Origin of the sequence: Endozoicomonas sp. OPT23 (genome assembly GCF_009653635.1) — a bacterium.
Classification (GTDB): domain Bacteria; phylum Pseudomonadota; class Gammaproteobacteria; order Pseudomonadales; family Endozoicomonadaceae; genus Endozoicomonas_A.
Genome location: NZ_PPFD01000001.1, coordinates 397,218 through 417,631, shown reverse-complemented (window position 1 = coordinate 417,631; position 20,414 = coordinate 397,218). Strand labels below are relative to the sequence as shown.

Here is a 20,414-nt window from a genome sequence, read left to right as displayed (position 1 = left end):
CCTTCACCCCGATAAAAGCCTGAACTTTCCCCCCGACTCTGCATCAAAGTTTATACCTGGCCACAAAAACAGACCGAAACACGGGCTGGCCAAGGATGACTAGCCAAATAACCGGGAGGAAACACCATGAAAACTACTTTTAAAATGGCTCTAGTGGGCGCTGCCCTGACCATCGCATCTACTACCTTTGCTGCTGCGATTCCGACAGATCTGACCGTAAGCAAGAAAGAAAACGTTGCCGTTAAGCTGACTGTACCTAAGTTGATTAACGTGACCAAGCCAGCTGATTTCACTATGAAATTCGATGGTAACAGTGCTCAATCCGTTACTCAGAAATTCTGTATTGCTTCTAACATGGGTACAGACACCCCTGTTAGCCTGATTTTGACTGATAGCAAAAGTGCACAGAATAAATTTGAACTGGTCAATACAGATTCTAAATTGACTGACCATAACACTGTGCCATTCACTGTGACCTACATCACTGAGGGTCAAGAGAAAGGCATCACATATGGCAAGAAGCATGACGATATCAAGGGAGCTCAATGGCTGTCTGATTGCAACGACACCAGCAGCCTGAAGATAGATATCACCAAAGAAAACATGTTGAAGGTCTATAACGGCGAATACACAGCCACCCTGCAAATGACTGTGTCTGTCGATTAATACTCTCTATAAGGGCTGGAACTTTCCAGCCCTATCTCTTTAGCCCTAACTCTCCAACCCTCAACTTTTCCTAGCCCAGCTTTTCCTCACTCCAACTTTCCCTCAGGCACCTACACTCAAAAGAAGCCTTTGAATTTTGATGCAGGGAAAGCTCATGTTAAATCAACTCTTGTTTTTTGTTCTTCTATTTTCCTTTATTCACCCTGCCCAGGCAGCACCAACCAAAACACGTTTTGAACACCTTTCTGATCCTATTCGAATTGACTGGTCTGGCGGAAAAACAACATCTCAGGCTTCCCGAACTTTCTGCCTGCAGGCCGAGAGCAGTGCCCAGCCCGACAGCCTGGATAACAGTAATATCAACTACTCACTGCGCTTTCAGGATTTAAATGGTGGCGGCAATGAGATTGTGGCCATCAGCAAGGGCAACAGAATCCCCATCAACCTTATCCTGGTAACGTCTTCCGGAAGAGAAGAGATTACAGCTAACCGAAACTCAGCATCAATTCAAAGCGACACTCTCTGTAATGTGCCTGATCTGCAACTGATCGCCAAAGCCAGCAACCTTGATGACCTGCCTGCCGGTGATTATCAGGCCAAAGTAAGGATTTCAGCCTTCTCAGGGGTCTTTCAAAAAATGACAGAACAGACCTTAGATATCCTTATTCAGATTCCCGAGGTGATCAAACTGACCCTTCCAAAAGAGATTGTCCTGGAAGACTTCAGGAACCCAAGAAAGGAAGTCAATATCTGCGTTAACCGAAATGGCGGCGGGAGCTTCACTCTTCGAGCCTCTGCACCTGACTCAAATCCAGGTTCGTTTGAGATGATTCGAAGCGGGCAGCAAGCCAGCCGGATAAAGTACAACCTCGAAATTAGAAACAGTGCCCATGGCGTTCAGGCACTGACTCCTCAAGTGCCCGTATCTGGGCTAAAGGGCAGTAAAAATTGCGGCTCCAACCCTCTATCCCTGATTGTTTCTGTCCCATCTTCAGAGATTGAAAAGGCTTACGCTGGCTCTTACCAGGGTCAGCTGACCATCAGTGTCGGGGTGCAATAAAGCCGTTTTCAGTCGATAACTGCTCTTAAGTGAAAAGTGAGGTTGCGCCCCACTTTTTCAGGTTTATTGAATACCTGAAAAAGTTGGCTTGCACTCAATCAACAGAATAACAACCAGCCGGATTCTGCCATGGAAAAGGTACTCAATACCTTAAGGCGTGAGATATTCAGTACACCTGCCTTTTGTTTACTGCTCAGCACCAGCCTTCCTGCCATCAGTGCCGATACTGTTTTTGAAGAGGACGGTATTCCTGAGGGGTTTGAACTGCTTGCTTCACCACAGTTGACCGTGGTTGATGTCTATTACAACGGTCGTTATCTCAATGCTGTTAAAGCGGTTTATACACCGACTACCGTGGAATTCCCGGACCCCGAGCAGGTAGCCCGAATGTTGCCCGGTCTTAATAATCTGAAACTGGTGACAGAAGCGCTGACCGGCTCACAGGATCGTCATAGTGATTACCTGTGTAACAACAGAGCTGTCTGCCCCAGCCTGTTACCGGATGTCGCCGGGCTTATTTTTGATGAATCACGCTTCCGTGTGGATCTGGTCGTTAACCCTGAATTCCTGCTGCCACCTGAAGAGCTTTCGTCGCACTACCTGCCTGAATCAACTTCAGACACAGCATTCCTTCAGACAGTAAACGCTCTGTTTACCGGCTCTCGTAGCAGTGACAACAATACCGAAAACAATGAAACCTGGACTCTGTTTGGACGCTCAATGCTTTCATTTCAGGAAAACAATCTGGAAAGCCTCTGGGATTACGATAAAGAGCGCAATACCAGTGTCAGAAGCCTCTCTTTCAATCATGACAAGGAAGGCTTTTCATACGGCGCAGGCCTGATTCAGAGTCAGAGTTTCGGCCTGACCTTCACGGCTGACAAGACCATGATTGGTGGTCGCTTTGGTTCGTCTTTGCGAACTCTGACGAGTAATGGTGTCACCCAGAGCACCAGGCTCGAAGTATTCAGAAGCAACCGTGGTCGGGTTGAAGTGTTTCGTGATGGCAGGTTGATCCACTCTGAATTTCAGGAAGCAGGAAGCCAGTTGATCAATACTGTTTCTTTTCCTTCCGGAGCCTACGAAATCACGATCAAGCAGTATGACGGAGATGTTCTGCGAGACGAAGACACACGGTTCTTTGTAAAAACCACGTTCCTGCCACCCGCTGATGAGCCCCAGTACTTTCTGGAAATGGGTAAGCCAGTAAACACCAAAGCGGACAAAACCTTCCCTGAAACCCAGGACACATCACTTGTTCGTTCAGGCTATAACTGGCGAGCCGGTGAAACAGCCAGCTTGGCGATAGCCGGTGCTGCAACAGGCAAAGAAGCGCTGCTTGAGCTTTCAGGGCTGAAACTGGGTGATTTCTACCAGCTGGGTACCAGTGTCATGGTCGCCGATCGGGACAGGTACGGTTTTTCCATGATGACTTTTCTGTCCATGGGCCGAGCCAATCTGAACCTTAATTACCGCAGACTCTGGAGTACAGCAATCAAGGACCCCCCCGCTGATGATGATTACCTCCTGCTGGGCAACAGCTTTTATCAGGGCACAGCGTCACTGGGCATTGCATTGGGTAAGGGCAACCTGGACTTTCGCAGAAGTTATTTTAAGGATGAGTCCGACGACAGAACCCGGGTCATTGACGGCGCTTCACTCAGTTTTCCTCTCTGGCGGGAAGCCGGTTATGAGCTTCAGTTCAAAACAGATGTTTCTCAGGAGCGGGATAACTTCCGTATTCTGGCTGGCGTAGAACTTCGTCAGTGGACCAGAAGCTGGTACAACCGCATCTCCTATCAGGCTGAACATAATCGCGACAAGACTGACGACGCAACTATCACTGATAAGGACGATCATTATCAGGCAGCCGCGACCTGGTATGACCGGGATACCTTTGAAGCGGAAATCGAACTGGAAGGCTTTGCCGAAAAACAGAATAACCGCTCAACACTGGGTGCAGGCATTCATTATAACGGCCAATACCTGAACACCACGGCCCGAGTTAACCACCTCGACCAGAAAGACGGTGACAAAGTCACCAGTTATTCCGGCAGCTTAAATACCAGCCTGATCACCGACGGTAAGAAGATTGTTATTGGTGGCGAGGGCAACACCGAGAGTGGCCTGCTGGTTAAACTTAATGGTCAGGTAAAAGGTGAGTTCGACATTCTGGTCAACGGCCAACGCAGAGGGTATGGCAGTGTTGGCAGCAGTACCTTGATTAATCTGCCCTCTTTCGAACGTTATCGGGTATCCATCAAATCCCGGGGAGAGTCCTACTATGAGTTTGATGAGCGAGAGCAGGAGTTTGCCCTTTATCCAGGCAACGTTCAGAGTTTCAGCTGGGATATTGAGCAGGTTCTGGTCATTATCGGGCAGCTGGTCGACAGCGGTGGTCAGCCCATTAGAAAAGCTGAACTGGAAGGCGTGACAGGCGTTGCTGATACTGATGAGAATGGCGTTTTTCAGGCAAGAGTGAACACAGGAGTCAGAAAACTTAACGCCAATCTTGAGAATGGTAAGAGCTGTTCATTTGAACTACCTGAGCAGTTAAAGGTTCGTAGAGGCGTGGTACTGACTGGAGAGTTAATCTGTAAGTAAGGATATGGATCATAAGGTGTTCACTACTCAGCACCTTATGATCATTAATTTGATGGCATAAGAATATTATCTGGAAGTCAGTTTTTTATCTGCAGCACCAAATGTCCGATTCTTCACACCGCTACCATCATCCACTTCATAGTAAACCGGACCGCTGAAAGGTGTCTTCAGCTCCCAGGTATTGCCCGCATAAAGCCTGCGATTCGGTAGCTTCTCGCATTGCTTCTTCTTTTCCGGATGACACTGGTAACCATTCTGAAGAATGGCATTACTATTGCCCTTGTTCTGGAACACAATACGGCCAGACTTACGCTCAGTAGTGATGTCGATAACAGGTTTCTCCGGTCTGATAATCACCAGGTTGTCATAAGCGGCCAGAATTCTGATACCGGACGTTCTAGCTTTTAGTTTGCCTAAAGCCGGTGAAAAGTTAACCCTGAAAATTCTGTCTTTAGAAACACTTTCTTCAAGGGAAACCAGCCTGACATTTTTCTGACTGTTGCCTGGAACAATCAGTTTTTTTGGCGTAGCAACCAGAGGGATATTTTTCATGTCCTGAACTGGCACTCTTTTTTCCTGAGCCGTTCCGGGGTTCAATATTTCAAAGACATTAACAGTGACATACAGGTTGCCCTGATCCCCGTTAAAAACTGTCACATCCTGATGATGCAGGGTCTCCGACTGAAAATCGACAATCATTCGGCTGAGCGTCATATCTGCCTGAGCGGGCAATGAGAAAACCAGAGATGCAAAAAAACCGGTAAAAGTGTTTCTACAGATATTTTTAACGAGTGATTGTCTGCTAAGTTGAAAGTCCATTCTTCGCCTCAAGTCCATTTCAAGGTAACCGGATTACCTTTAATGGTAGTTCAGCTTAGACTGACTGTTAGCTGGAAAAGTAAGTAAAGAAGAAGCTTCGGTTAGAAGCTTCTTTCATACTCCAGCTGTAAGCCGTGACTACTGCTGGCAGAAGAATGGGTACCCGAGTAACTCAGAGCCATATGACCACTTCCTACTCTTTTATGCAGAGCCAACCCGGTAAACAGAGCTTTCTCGCTGCTACCGGGAACACTCAGTTGCCCCTGCATACCAAATGGCAACTCATAGCTGGTGCTCTGTCCCGAAATAGTCTGATGCTGCATACCGGCACGCACTTTCAGCTCCATCGGGTTTTCCAGATCCATGAGGTAGCCCAATTCCAGCCCAAAGCGAGTGCTTGTGACCTGAGTGGATGAGCTTCCTATTTTCATGCCTTGGCTCTGAGAAGTCTTTTCCTGATAACTATCATGACTTGAGCGACTGTGGATCACCTCAATCATGGGTGTCAGCGTCAGGGATGGTGATAACGATTCAAGATGAATGTCATAACCTACCCCGAGATAACCAGTCAGCGTATTGCCGGAAAACTCCGACTTGAACTGATTTCCGAGAGCGTCACTGTGTTTCATGGCATAACTGTCGCTGGAATAAGTCAGTGCACCATCTATGTGCCAGTCATTCTTTGTGTAGGAAATAAATGGCCCTATGCCAATGCTTTCAATACTGCCAGAGCCATTAGCCTGACTCAGGCTGTGTTGAGTTTTACCAATGGACAGCATCATTCCTGTAATCAGATCTTCATCCAGTTGGTAAAAAACACCTGCCGTCAAACCGTGGCCTTTTACACTGCCACCCGGTAAGCCATCCACAGCCTTTCGATCACCCTGAAGCATATTAAGCTGCACAAAATTGTGCCAGCTGCCTACTTCACGACTAATAGTGCGACCCTGTGCAGGTGGGTGAATACTGGCCACAGCACCCTCTGGCACAACTTCATCGATACTGGTCATTCCGTAAGAAAATAAGCGCCCTGTTCTGAAGCCACTCATTGCACTGCTGAAGCCAGTCATTGTTGTCAGCATCATCATGGATGCAGCACTGTTCAGTGATTGCACACCCAAAATGCCTTGTTCCACAGTCTCGCTGACTTCAGAAAGCAGCTGAGCTTTCAATGAGTCATAAAGGTTATAAGGTTCAACTGCTTCTTCTGCAGGCTTTACTGTGTCCGTAGCAGACACAACAGGCTCTTCAATAACTTCCGGTTCAGCCTTTTTCTTTGCTTCATCCAGCTTCGCTCTTTCTTCAGCTTGCTTCCTTATTTTCTCGTCTCGTTCTTTAATTCTTTCTTTTCGGATGTTATCTCGGTGCTTTCTCTGATCAGCTTTCAACTTTTCTTCTGAAGGAGGAGAAACTGGAATACCTCTTCTCTTCTCGTCTCTTTTTCTGATGTTTTCATCCCGTTCTTTAAGTCTCTCCTTTCGAGTATTATCTCGATGTTCTCTCTGATAAGCTGTCAGCTCTTCTTCTGAAGGAGGAGAAATTGGAGTACCTCTTCTCTTCTCATCTCGCTCTTTGATTTTCTCTTCTCGAATGCTATTTCGACGCTCTACCTGATCAGCTTTGAATTTCTCATCTGACTCTTCCGGAAAAAAATTCAAAGGTGTTTTATTTACATCATTAATGGTTTTTTTAATGGAATCAGAACGTAGGCTTTGCTTCATTCCTGTGTGATGAATAAATGCATCCGTGTCCTGAGCCTTGGCACTTTGACTGTCGTCATAAACCAGTTCCATCGGCTCAAACTCTTGAGTTTCTGGATTTTTTATCAAACGGTTTTCATCGGTATGTGAGAACCTTCTGAAGTTATTAAAGTTCAGTTCTTCATCTCGCTGTGGGACAACTGCGACATGTCGTTTCAGATTTTCTCCGGCACTATCCTTGTCAGAGCCTAAATAAAGTTCTTTCAAAGCGCCCTGTTCATGAAAACTTTTAGTCTGATCAAGCTTCCCAAATTTAGATTGATCTGACTTTTTCATAAGATTTTCTAATACATCTCGCCCACCCTGATCTTTTTTAATCAGCATGATCCCGGTATTCAGATAAGCCCAGTCACTGTCTTCTTTTGCAACTATGACGCTTTTTCCTTCTCCATGTTTCTGAATAATACGGTCTATCATTGCAGGGCTATGATTAACATCATTGATAACAATATCGTCATCAACCCAGGCAACCCAGCTACCTTCAGGGATATTAGAATCGTTCATGGCCTGCTGAAGAATAACGATTTTGGCCCAGTATTTTTGTTTGCCGTTCAACGCCTTCATGACAGGAGATCCTGACTCGGAAAGGTCATGAAACTGGTAATCCATACCACGCCAATCGGTATATTGTTTATGGTTTTGTTTTATATCTTCCGAGTAATCCCTTGGATCACCACCGGAATAGATAGACCTGACGTATTTCGATTGAGGTATCTTTACTTTATCGTCTGCTTCATTCGATACAGGCTCGGCAAGCACCATGCCTGACGCAGTTAATAGAGTGATTAAAAGAGCGCGTAAATACTTCATAACGTTCCTTCCCTGTAACGTTTATTCGTAGACTTGATTACAGGCTAGAAGCAAAGTTCCTTATAAAAAAGGAACTGGAAGGAAGTTGTTACCGGCACTAACTGCAATGACAGCACTGGTAACAAAACTGAGGCGATTTATAGGTTAAAGCGGGTTTTCAATCATTCATCATCAAAGTTGGCAAAGGCATCCGGAGCCAGATTTTCAAAACGGGTATATTGACCAATAAAGGCCAGTCGGCAAGAACCGATAGGGCCATTACGCTGCTTACCAATGATGATTTCACCGACACCTTTGTACTCAGTGTCCGGGTTATAGACCTCATCACGATAGATAAACATGATGACGTCAGCATCCTGCTCAATTGCGCCGGATTCACGAAGGTCAGAGTTTACCGGGCGCTTATTCGGTCTTTGCTCAAGGGAACGGTTCAGCTGCGAAAGTGCAACCACCGGAACATTAAATTCCTTGGCAATCGCTTTCAGAGATCGGGAGATTTCAGAGATCTCGTTGGTACGGCCTTCACTGAAGCCAGGAATCTGCATCAATTGAAGGTAGTCGATCATGATCATGGCCATATCACCATGTTCACGTACAACACGGCGAATTCGTGAGCGCATTTCTGAAGGACTGATACCCGACGTATCATCAATAAACAGTTTTTTGTCTTTGATACGTTCCACAGCAGACACCAGCTTCGGCCAGTCTTCTTCTTCCAGCTGACCGGAGCGCACCTTCGATTGATTGATACGACCAAGAGATGACAACATACGCATCATCAACTGTTCACTGGGCATTTCCAGACTGAATACCATCACCACCTTGTCAGAATTCAGCAGGGCGTTTTCCACCAGGTTCATGGCAAAGGTGGTTTTACCCATGGAAGGACGAGCTGCAACAATGATCATGTCCGACGGGTTCATACCCGAGGTCATCTCATCCAGATCTTTAAAGCCGGTAGTGACACCCGTTAATGAACCTTTGGTGTTGAACAGTTCATCAATCTTCTGAACGGTGTTATCAAGTATCTCTCGAACGCCTACAGGACCACCGGTTTTCGGGCGCTCTTCGGCAATGTTAAACACCAGTCGTTCAGCTTCATCGAGAATCGCCTGACTGTTCAGGCCTTCCGGCTGATAGGCTTTTTCGGAAATCTGGGAGCTGATGTTAATCAGCTTTCTGAAAACTGATTTTTCCTGAATGATGGCGGCATAGGCTTCAATATTCGCGATACCCGCCACATTCGCTACGACTTCGGTGATATACCCCATACCACCGGCTTCTTCCAGTTCACTCAGGTTATCCAGTGCAGCAGCTAGTGTCAGAGGGTCAAAGGGCAGGCTTTCGTTGGCCGATTGAGCCATCGCCTTGAAGATCACCTTGTGACGCGGGTGATAAAAATCTTCCGCTACGATCTTGTCCGCAACCTTATCCCAGGCTTCGTTGTCCAGCAGCAGACCGCCAATGACAGACTGCTCCGCTTCTATGGAGTGAGGCGGAGTCTTTAATGAAACCGTGGCTTCATCAATGGGGAGTTGTACGCTATCCCGGGGCAGAGCTTCAAGCATGATGGATAAAGGATTCAGAGGACTAATGGAAAAAGCATACCGCAAGTTCAACGGTGGCTGAACTCTAAATGCAATTTATTGATGGCAAAAAAAAGCCCGCTACCAGGAGCGGGCTTTTTACATCAAGTCAGTTAAATCTGAAATTATTCAGCTTCAACGTATACCTTGATGGTAGCTGCAACGTCAGTGTGCAGCTGGATAGCGATGTCGTATTCGCCAGTAGCGCGAATAGGACCGTCCGCCATGCGGATTTCGCTCTTGGCTACTTTCATACCAGCGCCAGTGATGGCTTCAGCCAGATCACGTGGACCGATAGAGCCGAACAGCTTACCTTCGTCGCCAGATTTGGCAGTCAGGGTCAGTTCAACTTCAGCCATTTCAGCAGCACGCTTCTCAGCAGCCGCCAGGTTTGCTGTAGCAGCTTTTTCCAGCTCGGCGCGGCGAGCTTCAAATGCTTCTACGTTTTCCTTATTAGCAGGCACAGCCTTGCTGAAAGGAATCAGAAAGTTACGACCGTAACCGGATTTAACCGATACCTTGTCGCCAAGGTTGCCAAGGTTGGCAATTTTCTCAAGCAGGATAACGTCCATCGCTAGCCTCTTACCTTATACCTAGTGCCTGTCAGCCCTGAGCCTTGATCGATGCGCGTTTGCGAAAATCGAACAGGCTGTCGAGACAAGCTGTCAAAACCATAACCGGGTATGCCAGTTGCGTAAGGACAATCAGCAACACATAGATGCCGATCAACCAAAAGCTGCTCATACGTCCCATTTTGACCAGACCATGCATCATGGCCATGCCAGAAAAGAACAATGGCAGCGAAGCGATGGGTAGCAACACCGTTAATACCGGTGATATAGCGGAACCCATCAACGTCAGAGCCAGCAATGTCATCGCCACACCGGGAGACAGTCTTACCTGGCGGAACTCGTCTCCGAATCCCCCCGGGTTATACAGACCTGCCTGCCAGCTGCGGGCCAGCATCAGTGATAAGACACTGAATGAACTGTGAACCCACGCCATGGCACCTGCAACACCGTATTCCATTATTGGCCTGACCGCTTCCAGTTTATTGACCAGAGTTTCATTACCCGCCTGTGGCAGACTTTCTTTCAAAAGCCCGACCACAGCATTGGCCATGAACTCAATGGTCTCTGGAGCGAACTGATACATGCCGAAAGCAATAGTTGCTCCGGCCGGTACCACAGCCAGCAGAGTACTCTGCCAGGAAGTCGTCTGTCGCAGTACACAGGCTAATAGCGTAGTCGCTACCAACCCGATAATAACGCTGAACTGACCAAAGGCGGCCCACGCAATCGCTGGCAGCAGGGCCCACATCAGGACTTTAAGTCCGTGGTCCACACCGCGACGAAGTACCACCAGGGATACAATCGCCGCACTCAGCCAGGAGACCATGGGAATACAGGCAAATAATACGGCCAGAAACAGGGCTTGTTTCGGGCCTTTCATTGCCAGTTCCGCCAGTTTACGCATCAAAGCAATACCTACAGTTTCAAATATCTATGCCAGTCGCTGATCAGTGACGATCAGTGTAAGGCAGCAGTGCTACGTAACGAGCACGCTTGATAGCTGTTGCCAGCTGACGCTGATAACGGGCTTTGGTACCGGTGATGCGACTTGGTACGATCTTGCCAGTTTCAGAAACATAAGCTTTCAGAGTGTTCAGATCTTTGTAATCGATCTCTTTCACGCCTTCAGCGGTGAAACGGCAGAACTTTCTGCGGCGGAAAAAACGTGCCATTGCAACGTCTCCTTGAATTAACTAAATGGTGATAGTTCGATCCCGAAAGATCAGAACTTACTCGGCAGCTTCTTCAGTAGCAGCAGGTGCTTCTTCAGCAACTGGAGCTTCTTCAGCAGCTGGAGCTTCACGACGCTCTTCGCGACGGTCGTCACGACGATCATCACGGCGCTCGCGCTTTTCTTCAGCCTGCATCATGATGGATGGCTCAGAGATAGCCTCATCACGACGGATCACCATGTTACGGATAACTGCGTCGTTGTAACGGAAGTTATCAGTCAGCTCTTCCAGGATCTCATTGCTGCTCTCGATGTTCATCAGAACATAGTGAGCTTTATGGATCTTGTTGATTGGGTAAGCCAGCTGGCGACGACCCCAATCTTCCAGACGGTGTACCTGACCGCCGTTCTCGGAGATTGCGCGTGTGTAACGCTCAATCATGCCTGGTACCTGTTCGCTCTGGTCAGGATGAACCAGGAAAACAATTTCGTAATGACGCATTATTTGCTCCTTACGGGTTAAACAGCCTCCCACTCAACGTTCATAACAAAAGCAGAACTTTTGTTCCTCACGCCAGTAGTAAGGCAAGGAGGTGGAAACAAGCTTTAGTTGTGCTTCAGAAAAACCGAATCAGTAACCATAGCTCATCCCCAGCATACAAGAGGCCGGAATTCTAGAGAAGTGTGACGATGGTTGCAAGAGCCAATGGCCGCAGGACTGTCTGTTACCGTCATCAAATAACTAGGTGAATAAGCCTAGTGATTATTATTTAATCGCTTGAGTCCGGTTCTGACACTCCCTACTCTATGAGTAGTTGACCTATGGGTAGTAGCTCTAATAAGTAGTAGCTCACTGCCCCCAAGTCTATAAATTCATTTTTTACTGACAGCTGATTTTTGTGAAAACACTATTTACCAGTGTCATTACGGTTTTCCTGTTTCTCTTCTTATCCGTTTCATCTACTCAGGCCGGGCAGCTTAAGTATCGAGTAGAAGGGCTGGACAACGATCTTGAACAGAATGTCAGACTTTTTCTGGAATCCCTGCCGGATATCGAAGCTCGTCACTACCAGAGCTCTCGAAAAAAAATTATTGATACGACTCACAAGGCATTACAGGCACTGGGGTATTACCAACCAGACATTCAGGAACAATTGAAAGGCGATACATTGAGCCTGAATATGTCTTCCGGAAACCCCGTTCTGCTTCGGGATGTATCCATTCAGCTGTTGGGTGATGCCCGCCAGTCAAAAGCGTTCAAACGTTTATTGAGTCAAACAACTCTAAAAAAAGGAGCTGTGCTCAATCAGGGCAAATACGAAGCACTGAAGGGTAGGCTCAACTCACTCTCCCTGACTCTGGGATTTTTTGATGCTCACGTGATACGCCATACCATTAAGGTTTATCCAGAGCAGCAGGCTGCAGACATTGACCTTATTCTTGATTCAGGTGTGCGATACCGGGTCGGAGACATTCAGTTTGGCAAAATGCCTGACAGCATTAAAAAGCTCATAGAAAAGCTGATTCGCTTCAAGCCAGGTTCACGGTACAGGCTGACCAAGCTGAACAACCTGAATCGCGACCTTGCTGCCACCGGTTATTTTAAGAGCATCAGTATTGAACCTCTGCGCGACCAGAGCCACAACCATCATATTCCCATCAAAATCGACGTTACCCTGAACACCGACCATGAGCTGGAAACCGGTGTTGGTTTTTCCACCAACGAAGGCATCAGACTTTCCCTGAGCTGGGACAGACCATTGATCAATGACAGCGGTCACAGCATGAGCAGCGAACTGTTTGCCTCAAAGCCCAGAATTCAACTGACCGGCAATTACAAAATCCCCTACGGAAACCCTTTGCTCGAGTTCTACAATCTTCAGCTTGGTTATCAATATAAGGAACAGGAAGATACCCGCAGTAATCTGACGACAGCTTCCGTCCACCAATGGAAGAAGCAATTACATGGTTGGGACAGGGACTTTTTCTTCCGTATCCAGCAGGAAGGCTTTCGTCAGGGACAGGAAAGAGGCAATAGCTTTCTCACCATTCCCGGTGTATCCCTGACTCGCCGTAAAGCCAACAGCACTCTGGAACCTTCCCAAGGTTATCTATTGATGGGCAAACTGGAAGGTGCTCATAAGTATCTGGGCTCTGATCAGGAATTCATTAAGGCATGGGGTCGTGCCAAATGGTTAACCACTCTGAATAAACGTCACCGGCTTCTGCTTCGGGGGGAGCAGGGGGCTATTGCCATAAGCGATATTACTCAACTACCGCCTTCTATTCGTTTTTTCACAGGCGGTGATCAGAGTATTCGTGGCTATGACTTCGAAAGTATTGCCCCCAAAAACAGCGCCGGAAAACTGGTTGGCGGGCAATACCTGACTGTTTTCAGTACAGAGTATAACTACCAGTTTATAAAAAAATGGTGGGCGGCGGCATTTATTGACCATGGCACCTCAACCAATGATTACAGCGACTCCTGGAAAACAGGAGTCGGTCTGGGGCTTCGCTGGGTAACTCCTTTTGGCGCTGTTCGTGCGGATGTGGCCTTTGCGGTCAGTGACAAAGGCTCACCCTGGCGTCTTCATTTCACCATGGGGCCAGAGCTGTGAGTTCATCAAGAGCAGAAAAACTCATAAGAGCGGTAAAATCTTTCAAAGTCGTTAACGCTATCTACCTACTCCCTTTCGTCCTGACCGCGTTTCTACTGCTGATTATTTCTCTGCCTTTAACTCACACAGGTTCAACGCTGCTGTGGCAACTGACAAAACAGTATCTGCCTCAATTAGAGGGAGAGTTATCTTCGGGTAACCTTGTCTCAGGCTTTAACATTAAAAATGCAGGCTGGAAGGAGGCAGAAGCAAACGTCACTGCTGACTCAATATCCGTAGACTGGTTACCGTCAGAGCTTCTGGCCGGGGAACTGGTGGTCGAAAATCTTATTGTCGACCACCTTAATATTCAGCTAACTTCTTCAACAGAAATTCCTTCAGAAGCAATTCCTGCAGAGCCTTCTCAGACAGATCAACCACTACCAACAATTGTCGCTCCGCTCCCTGTTGATATTAAGCAGCTATCTATCAGTGAGCTGTCTATTAACAAGCTGCCTCTTAATAAACAAACTCTGCATTCAAGTGACAGTGATACTGATAGCTGGGAAACCATTGATTCCCTAAAACTCAAAGCCAGCCTGAATAAGTCACACCTTGTCATCAAACAGTTGTCGCTTGCTAACTCGCAATTTAAGGCAAAGCTGAATGGCTCGATTGATCTCTCGAATAAATACCCGGCTCAGTTATCAACCGAGATAGTGGTAAAACAGCAGCCCAAACAACTGCCTGAAGGTGTTTCATTAACACCAATAATCGCCACAGTGCAGGGACAATTACCTGATTTTCAGCTGACCGCAAAAACCCGAATAAAAACGCCAAGAGAACTCACCGTAGCAGCCTCGCTCGACTCAATCCTGAGTAAGAACCAATTGACGGTTCACTCTCTTTTGCTAGAAACAGGCGGCCATGGTTCACTGCAGAACAAAGGCTTGCTTCAGTGGAAAAATCAGCTCACATGGAAAGGCGACACCAGATTTGGTGATCTTGATCTGTCTCTCTGGTTACCGGAAGTAGCCTCAAAACTGAATGGCTCGGTAACCAGCTCCTTCCATGACTCCGCCAATAGCAGGTCTCTCAAGCTGGCTCCTCTGGACATTACCGGCAGCTACCTTGGAAAACCGGCCCAACTCACCGGAGCGGTATCCACCAGCAATGGCACCGAATGGCTATTTGAACACCTGAAACTGGTTATAGGCGACAATACGTTCGACGCAGAAGGTCGTCTGAATGATCACTGGCAGCTGACCACATCAATAAACTCTTCAGATCTCTCTGATATCTACCCTGATTTGCATGGAGACCTTTCAGGTACAGCCAACCTTTCAGGAAGTGCCAGTAAGCCCGTTATAGATTTTCAGCTGAGCAGCAAAGAGTTGTCGTACAAAAACACCCACCTCACAACAATAAGAGCAGATGGGCAGACCTATTATGACAATAAGATAGCAGGAAAAGCAGATATCAAGATTGGCCGCATAGCGGTTGGTCAGCACTCTTTAAACAGCATTGCATTTTCAATCAGTGGCGATGAGACCAACCACTCTGTGAGTTTAACCAGCACAAGTCAGGAATTTGCTGCCAACCTTAATGGTAAAGGACAACTTAGAGAGAGCACTTATCATGGTCAGCTCAACCAATTATCACTTCAAACACCTGTAGGTAAGTGGCTACTAAAATCGCCCGCGGCTTTGTCTTTTGGTAACGAAATCCTGAGTTATGAAGACTTCTGCCTTGAGTCACAGCCCGCCAGCCTCTGTCTGGAAGCGGGAAGCTGGTCTGGAAGCACTCCTGATGAAAAGAGCAGCCAGTTGGCGTTTCATCTCTATGACTTCGAAACAGAGAAGTTTTCCCCATGGCTACCAGCAGGTTTCAACTGGCAGGCAAACCTCAATGCCTCAGGATCACTGGGTTGGCAGCAAGGCCAGCCATCCGTGAATTTTAGTATTGAGTCCTCGCCGGGAGGAATCACCGTCAGTCAACAGATTCAAAGCTATCAAACACTGAAAGCACAGGGTTCTATTAATAAAAGTCGTCTGACAGTAACGGGGGATTTCAATTCCCACCAGCTTGGACATTCTCAACTGAACCTCATTGTTAATCAGCTGTCGTCCACTAGAAACCTCAATGGCCGGCTGGATGTATCAAACTTTAAGCTTGAAGCCTTGTCACCGTTCTTTCCTGATATTGAAAGTATGAAGGGAGAGTTGAACGCGAAAACCGAGCTTGCCGGAACCAGTAAGATGCCCTTGCTATACGGCAAAGTTATTTTGACCGATGGCGAACTCAGTTTATCCGATGAATTTCCTGCCATCAGCAAACTGGAAACCGAGTTACTGGCAAACGGTCAGTCAGGAACGCTTCAGGGTAGCCTGACAATCAATAAAGGCAGGCTAAACCTTGGTGGCAAGCTTTCATGGCATAACGGTTTTCCTTTCCAGGGGGCGTTCAATATTCACGGTCAGAATGTGATCGTGCCCTACCCCGGATACGGCACCATAACCATATCGCCAGATATAGTGATCAAGCTGGCCACACAGCCTGAAATTACTGGCAACATAGATATACCGTCAGCTCATATACTGATCAAGAAACTGCCCGATAATGCGGTGAAGGTATCTGACGACACCATCGTCATTTATCCAGACAAGATACAGTCAGGACAACAGAAAGAGAGTCTCTACTCTCTGGCTGTTCATATACGACTGGGAGAAGACGTTAATCTTGATGCCTATGGTCTGACAACAAAACTGGCCGGAGAGCTTGCTGTTGAGAAGTCGCCCACGAAAGATTTTGAAGGCAAGGGCACTGTCTACCTGAAAGATGGCCGTTACCACCAGTTTGGTCAGGATCTTATTATTAAGAAGGGGAAAGTAACCTTTCAGGGAGCACTGCAATCCCCCTATCTTCAGGTCGACGCCGTTCGTAACCCGGATACCATTGAAGACAATGTAACTGTCGGTGTAAACGTCAGTGGGGTGGTAACAAAACCTGAATGGACTATTTATTCTTCCCCCTCCATGACCAGACAGGAGCAACTTTCCTATTTGTTGAAAGGAACCAGTGTCAGTAACCCGGGAGAAGCAAGCATTGAATCTCTGGCCATTAGTGCAGGCATTGGTCAGCTTGGAGGGTTTGCCAACAACCTTGGTGACAAACTGGGCATTGATGATCTGGCTCTTGAAGCAGAAGGCACCGGAGATGATACCCAAATAGTTATTGGTGGTTATTTCGCTCCCGGTTTAAAGCTTCAATATGGAGCAGGTGTGTTTAATTCAATTGGAGAACTAAAAGCCCGCTACGAACTCATGCCAAAACTTTATCTGCAGGTCATTACCGGGCTGGATCAGGCAGTGGATGTTTTTTACCGGTTTGCTATCCCTTCAGAATAACTTCCATAAATCATCGTTTGCTATTGGCAAAATGATCGACATGGTGAGCAAATCGATCATGTCGATGCATGGGGTTTTGCCAGAAGTGCTCTCCCGGCAGCGTCACAACCTTCCCGAGATGCCCAAGGCCATTTCTAAAATTACCCATTTTCGGCACCAAATCACCTTTGATGTTGAAATGAGTAATGAATAAAGACGAATCCTTTCGATTTTCTTCAGGAATTTCTTTCTGCATGCTCCGCCCCAATTGGGCACTGCCAAAACAGATCGCCTTCAGAGGCTTATCTCTCGCCAAGGCCGCATAGGTTGCTTCACCTGCACCTTTTGAATGGCCCGACAATTTCAGTTCGTACGAAGAAAGCTCTGGGGTACTGCTTTGCAGTTCCAGTAGCTTATTTGTTAATGCTTTAGCCTGTTGATAACTGTCTGGTGTCTTTCCCAGCACGGCATTTTTGCCATTTGCCACCCATTGGCGAAATGTAAAAGCCGCATTTCCGAACATCCGCTTGCCTATGCCCCCAGCCTTCTTACCAGAAGTAGTACCACCAAAAACAAGCCGCAACTCCTGAGTTTCAGGATTCTTCATGACATAAGCAGTGAGACCGGTTTTTTTATCGTATATAAGACCGCTTTTATCCTGAGTTCCAAACCCTCCAGATTCAGCTAGTTTGCTGGTCAAATCTCTTTCAACCCCCCAATTACCGACCCTTGAGTAGTCATTATCTGAGTCAAGCTTGCTACTGGCCGCATTCTGTACCTTTTCGAGCGACTGGTGATAAGGATAAGCAGCAAGCTGAGCATCCACATTCAGCTGAACCTTACTTTGTATTTCTGTAGGAGGAGAACAACTTACTTTATAGCTGGGAGGGTGGGGCGCAGGCCGTAAGTGTGGAAATCGGTTGTATACCCGTTCCTGTCCCCTTTCCAATACATGATTAACTCTTACCGTCAGCTTCTGAACACCTGTTTTTAATCTGCCCGGAGTCAGACTACTGAAAGCGTTGCTTCTTTTCTTCGTCTTGCTGGTTAATAAAGGCTCTTTTTCTGAACTCGGCTGACTCCCTGAACTAACAGGTCGTTGCCCCGGACCATCAATACTCATGGTCTTATCCCCTGCTTTAGCTCTTCAGCGCTGTATTCAATCTCTTCAGCCTGAAGGTTCTCAGCCAGATCAGCACCTAGCTCTATAAATCGCTCCGTTACTTGCTCAAACTCATCTTCAGCAAGGTTTGCTATCGGATAACTGGCCATAAGATGCACTCCCAAGCCTTCAGGATCGGTGCAAAACCAGTGCCCTGAGAGTTGTGACTGATGACTGTTTAAGGCCAACAGCTGCATTGCTCTGCCATTTCGCAAATCCGGATCAGTTGGCATGGGGAGCAGTAAACGGTGCAACAACAGTCTCTCACCAGACTCGGCCAACTCTATATTAATAACCGTTTCCCCAGCCTGGTTTTCAAGAGAGCAAAGTCCGTCTTCTAAAGGCAAGGTTTTCCCCACCTTTATACTCAGTGAAGCAATCAGTGCTTCAAACTGTTTTTCTGCTGACGCCATTAGCTTCAACCTTCCTCCATCCTTAAAGAAGATTTCGGCGGACACTCATTGATGGTTAGATACTGACCTAAAAATGAATCATATTAATGAATTCCTGATCATTTTTTTCTGACCTATATTCTCGTCTTTAGAATGAGAGGCTGAGAATGATGATCTTTATGTCAGACTTATTTTTGCCCCGAAAGAAACTACTTTTATTTTTTTCATTATTAGCATTTCTAACAATAACTAACGCTGATGATGCCCCTCCACAAGAGAACAGCACTTTAACTTATGACTTAGGCATTGTTATTGCCGGTTATACAACCGGAGGCGTTAGTGTTTTTTATTCCTGTAAACTTGCCAATTTTGGAGGTCATAAGATCGGCGGTAAAGTTCAGAGAGCGGTGGATTATTTACTTAAGCCTGCTTTAATGCAAAAGTATTTTCCAACAAACACGGAATACACAACCTCAAAAGTAAAGACATATCATGATTTCCTTTCGACCAGTGATATGTGCCTGGAAATAGCCGTAGCCAACACAGTGGCTCAAATAGCAGGGTCCGTCGAAGAAGATGATGCAACCGACGAGAGCGGTAGAAATGCCTTTTATTGGGCAGGGCAATTTTACATCTTTTTAGATAGCTTTTATTCCAACAGGGCTGGATGGGGAACAGACCTGACATTAAAAATGATTCTTTTTGACACTACGAGCAACATGATCACAATAGGAAGTGAGATTTATGCAGAAGAAGCTCTTAAGCACTTCTCTGTTTTAAATCCTGAAGAACACCCTGACGCCATCTCTGATGCAATGGAATATAGTCAACAAATTGCTTCCACCATATTCGGGGCTATTCTCTTTGCACCTATGGTACAAAAAGGAGGCAAATGGCTCTCAAGTTTACCCGTTGGCAGCTATGTAATGGATGACGCCGGTATTACGGCAACTATGTTGATTACCGGAATATCTACCGCATATGCGGGCACAATCATAACTCTAACCCACTCAAAAGATGCTTTAATTGATGCAATACTGGCCAGTGCGCCTACTTCTGCTGCCAGCACTATACCTGTTTACCTGATATTGACTCACAGACACTGGGGGCCAAATAAAGATAAGAACATAGTTCTAAATCCAAATCCTATATCTGAAACGTATATCACTCCAGTTATTCTTGCTTCTGCTGGTGGTGCTAAAACAGTAGTCGGTAATGCCATTGCGTCATCAAGTGACGGTCAGTACCCACTGGCTACAGCAACTCTGGGCACATTAATTGGCATGTCACCTATTTTAATAGTGGCAAAGAAAGTTCATGACAAAAGTATCAGTCATGAAGAGCTGAATACCTGGACCGCTGGCATAGTTGTTCTTGGTACCGCAGCTCCCTCCATAACCATGTCAGTTTCTGACTATATAAAAAGCACAGAGCTTTACCAGAGCGATCCGGATACTGCTTCTACCTTAATGTCAGCAATATCGGGAGGTTCAGGCATCGCTGTAATGGCCTCACTCAGTCATTTGATCACCAGTAAAATCCAGCACGGGGTCAGCCTGCATGAAGTGGCCAGATCTGGCTGGAAAAACGTATCTTATTTGAAGAAAATACCAGGAGTATCCACCCCTATTGTGCTTGTTCTAGGTTATCAGGTAGTCGCATCGGCAATGGGATCAGACACCACTTTCTCTCACATATTGTCAGTTATGAAAGGGGATATTGAGACTGTAATCGATACATCCGGGCAAACAGCCATCTCAGCCTATGAGGGATTACAGCAAATTCTGCAATCCCTCACCGAAAAAAGGCCGACGCATGATGAGCAGTAA

The 20,414-nt window shown here is 46.7% G+C and carries 15 protein-coding genes; 6 read left to right on the top strand and 9 right to left on the bottom strand.

Annotated elements, in window-relative coordinates:
* Nucleotides 1-126 precede the first annotated feature (126 nt).
* The 3 genes from EOPP23_RS01680 (at nt 127) to EOPP23_RS01670 (ending at nt 4,330) form a co-directional block, all read left to right on the top strand.
* Nucleotides 127-666: a hypothetical protein gene (locus tag EOPP23_RS01680; RefSeq protein WP_153764241.1), complete on the top strand. Its 540-nt coding sequence runs from the start codon at nt 127-129 to the stop codon at nt 664-666.
* 154 nt (nt 667-820) lie between these two features.
* Nucleotides 821-1,726 carry a hypothetical protein gene (locus EOPP23_RS01675; protein WP_153764240.1) on the top strand — a complete coding sequence of 302 codons (906 nt, stop codon included), beginning with the start codon at nt 821-823 and terminating at the stop codon, nt 1,724-1,726.
* 129 nt (nt 1,727-1,855) lie between these two features.
* The gene (locus EOPP23_RS01670) at nt 1,856-4,330 is read left to right on the top strand and encodes a CS1-pili formation C-terminal domain-containing protein (protein WP_153764239.1); all 2,475 of its coding nucleotides are present in this window, start codon (nt 1,856-1,858) and stop codon (nt 4,328-4,330) included.
* A 66-nt stretch (nt 4,331-4,396) separates the two neighbouring features.
* On the opposite strand, the gene EOPP23_RS01665 is transcribed toward EOPP23_RS01670, so the two are convergent.
* The 7 genes from EOPP23_RS01665 to rpsF all read right to left on the bottom strand — a co-directional run bounded on the left by EOPP23_RS01665 (nt 4,397) and on the right by rpsF (nt 11,550).
* Entirely contained in the window at nt 4,397-5,149 is a 753-nt protein-coding gene (locus tag EOPP23_RS01665) for a hypothetical protein (protein ID WP_153764238.1), read from the bottom strand.
* 101 nt (nt 5,150-5,250) lie between these two features.
* Nucleotides 5,251-7,719, bottom strand: coding sequence for an autotransporter domain-containing protein (locus EOPP23_RS01660; protein WP_153764237.1), 2,469 nt, complete (start codon nt 7,717-7,719; stop codon nt 5,251-5,253).
* A 161-nt stretch (nt 7,720-7,880) separates the two neighbouring features.
* A complete protein-coding gene (gene dnaB / locus EOPP23_RS01655; protein WP_153764236.1) occupies nt 7,881-9,287 on the bottom strand; it encodes a replicative DNA helicase in 1,407 nt (468 codons plus the stop codon).
* Nucleotides 9,288-9,430: 143 nt separating this feature from the next.
* Nucleotides 9,431-9,877 carry a 50S ribosomal protein L9 gene (gene rplI, locus EOPP23_RS01650; protein WP_153764235.1) on the bottom strand — a complete coding sequence of 149 codons (447 nt, stop codon included), beginning with the start codon at nt 9,875-9,877 and terminating at the stop codon, nt 9,431-9,433.
* 31 nt (nt 9,878-9,908) lie between these two features.
* A complete protein-coding gene (locus EOPP23_RS01645) occupies nt 9,909-10,781 on the bottom strand; it encodes a hypothetical protein (RefSeq protein WP_153764234.1) in 873 nt (290 codons plus the stop codon).
* A gap of 43 nt (nt 10,782-10,824) precedes the next feature.
* On the bottom strand, nt 10,825-11,049 hold the full coding sequence (gene rpsR, locus EOPP23_RS01640) for a 30S ribosomal protein S18 (RefSeq protein ID WP_020584246.1): 225 nt from the start codon (nt 11,047-11,049) through the stop codon (nt 10,825-10,827).
* A 57-nt stretch (nt 11,050-11,106) separates the two neighbouring features.
* On the bottom strand, nt 11,107-11,550 hold the full coding sequence (gene rpsF, locus EOPP23_RS01635) for a 30S ribosomal protein S6 (protein ID WP_153764233.1): 444 nt from the start codon (nt 11,548-11,550) through the stop codon (nt 11,107-11,109).
* A gap of 397 nt (nt 11,551-11,947) precedes the next feature.
* Between rpsF and EOPP23_RS01630 the strand changes: the two genes are divergently transcribed.
* Nucleotides 11,948-13,666: an autotransporter assembly complex family protein gene (locus EOPP23_RS01630; protein ID WP_153764232.1), complete on the top strand. Its 1,719-nt coding sequence runs from the start codon at nt 11,948-11,950 to the stop codon at nt 13,664-13,666.
* Nucleotides 13,663-17,052, top strand: a complete 3,390-nt coding sequence (locus tag EOPP23_RS21730; protein ID WP_153764231.1) for a translocation/assembly module TamB domain-containing protein — start codon at nt 13,663-13,665, stop codon at nt 17,050-17,052. Before EOPP23_RS01630 ends, EOPP23_RS21730 begins: the two co-directional genes overlap by 4 nt.
* Before the next feature lie 10 nt (nt 17,053-17,062).
* On the opposite strand, the gene EOPP23_RS21725 is transcribed toward EOPP23_RS21730, so the two are convergent.
* Nucleotides 17,063-17,857 carry a hypothetical protein gene (locus EOPP23_RS21725; RefSeq protein WP_194842453.1) on the bottom strand — a complete coding sequence of 265 codons (795 nt, stop codon included), beginning with the start codon at nt 17,855-17,857 and terminating at the stop codon, nt 17,063-17,065.
* Between the two features lie 293 nt (nt 17,858-18,150).
* Nucleotides 18,151-18,606: a CesT family type III secretion system chaperone gene (locus EOPP23_RS01615; RefSeq protein ID WP_153764229.1), complete on the bottom strand. Its 456-nt coding sequence runs from the start codon at nt 18,604-18,606 to the stop codon at nt 18,151-18,153.
* A gap of 146 nt (nt 18,607-18,752) precedes the next feature.
* On the opposite strand from EOPP23_RS01615, the gene EOPP23_RS01610 reads away from it, so the two are divergent.
* Nucleotides 18,753-20,414, top strand: coding sequence for a hypothetical protein (locus EOPP23_RS01610; RefSeq protein WP_153764228.1), 1,662 nt, complete (start codon nt 18,753-18,755; stop codon nt 20,412-20,414).

Excerpts from the sequence above, each read along its gene's own strand:
- EOPP23_RS01615 (WP_153764229.1), bottom strand. The coding sequence starts at position 18,606 with ATGGCGTCAGCAGAAAAACAGTTTGAAGCACTGATTGCTTCACTGAGT.
- EOPP23_RS01660 (WP_153764237.1), bottom strand. The coding sequence starts at position 7,719 with ATGAAGTATTTACGCGCTCTTTTAATCACTCTATTAACTGCGTCAGGC.
- EOPP23_RS01645 (WP_153764234.1), bottom strand. The coding sequence starts at position 10,781 with ATGCGTAAACTGGCGGAACTGGCAATGAAAGGCCCGAAACAAGCCCTG.
- EOPP23_RS01610 (WP_153764228.1), top strand. The coding sequence starts at position 18,753 with ATGATGATCTTTATGTCAGACTTATTTTTGCCCCGAAAGAAACTACTT.
- rpsF (WP_153764233.1), bottom strand. The coding sequence starts at position 11,550 with ATGCGTCATTACGAAATTGTTTTCCTGGTTCATCCTGACCAGAGCGAA.
- rpsR (WP_020584246.1), bottom strand. The coding sequence starts at position 11,049 with ATGGCACGTTTTTTCCGCCGCAGAAAGTTCTGCCGTTTCACCGCTGAA.
- rplI (WP_153764235.1), bottom strand. The coding sequence starts at position 9,877 with ATGGACGTTATCCTGCTTGAGAAAATTGCCAACCTTGGCAACCTTGGC.
- EOPP23_RS01670 (WP_153764239.1), top strand. The coding sequence starts at position 1,856 with ATGGAAAAGGTACTCAATACCTTAAGGCGTGAGATATTCAGTACACCT.
- EOPP23_RS01665 (WP_153764238.1), bottom strand. The coding sequence starts at position 5,149 with ATGGACTTTCAACTTAGCAGACAATCACTCGTTAAAAATATCTGTAGA.
- EOPP23_RS01675 (WP_153764240.1), top strand. The coding sequence starts at position 821 with ATGTTAAATCAACTCTTGTTTTTTGTTCTTCTATTTTCCTTTATTCAC.
- EOPP23_RS01680 (WP_153764241.1), top strand. The coding sequence starts at position 127 with ATGAAAACTACTTTTAAAATGGCTCTAGTGGGCGCTGCCCTGACCATC.
- dnaB (WP_153764236.1), bottom strand. The coding sequence starts at position 9,287 with ATGCTTGAAGCTCTGCCCCGGGATAGCGTACAACTCCCCATTGATGAA.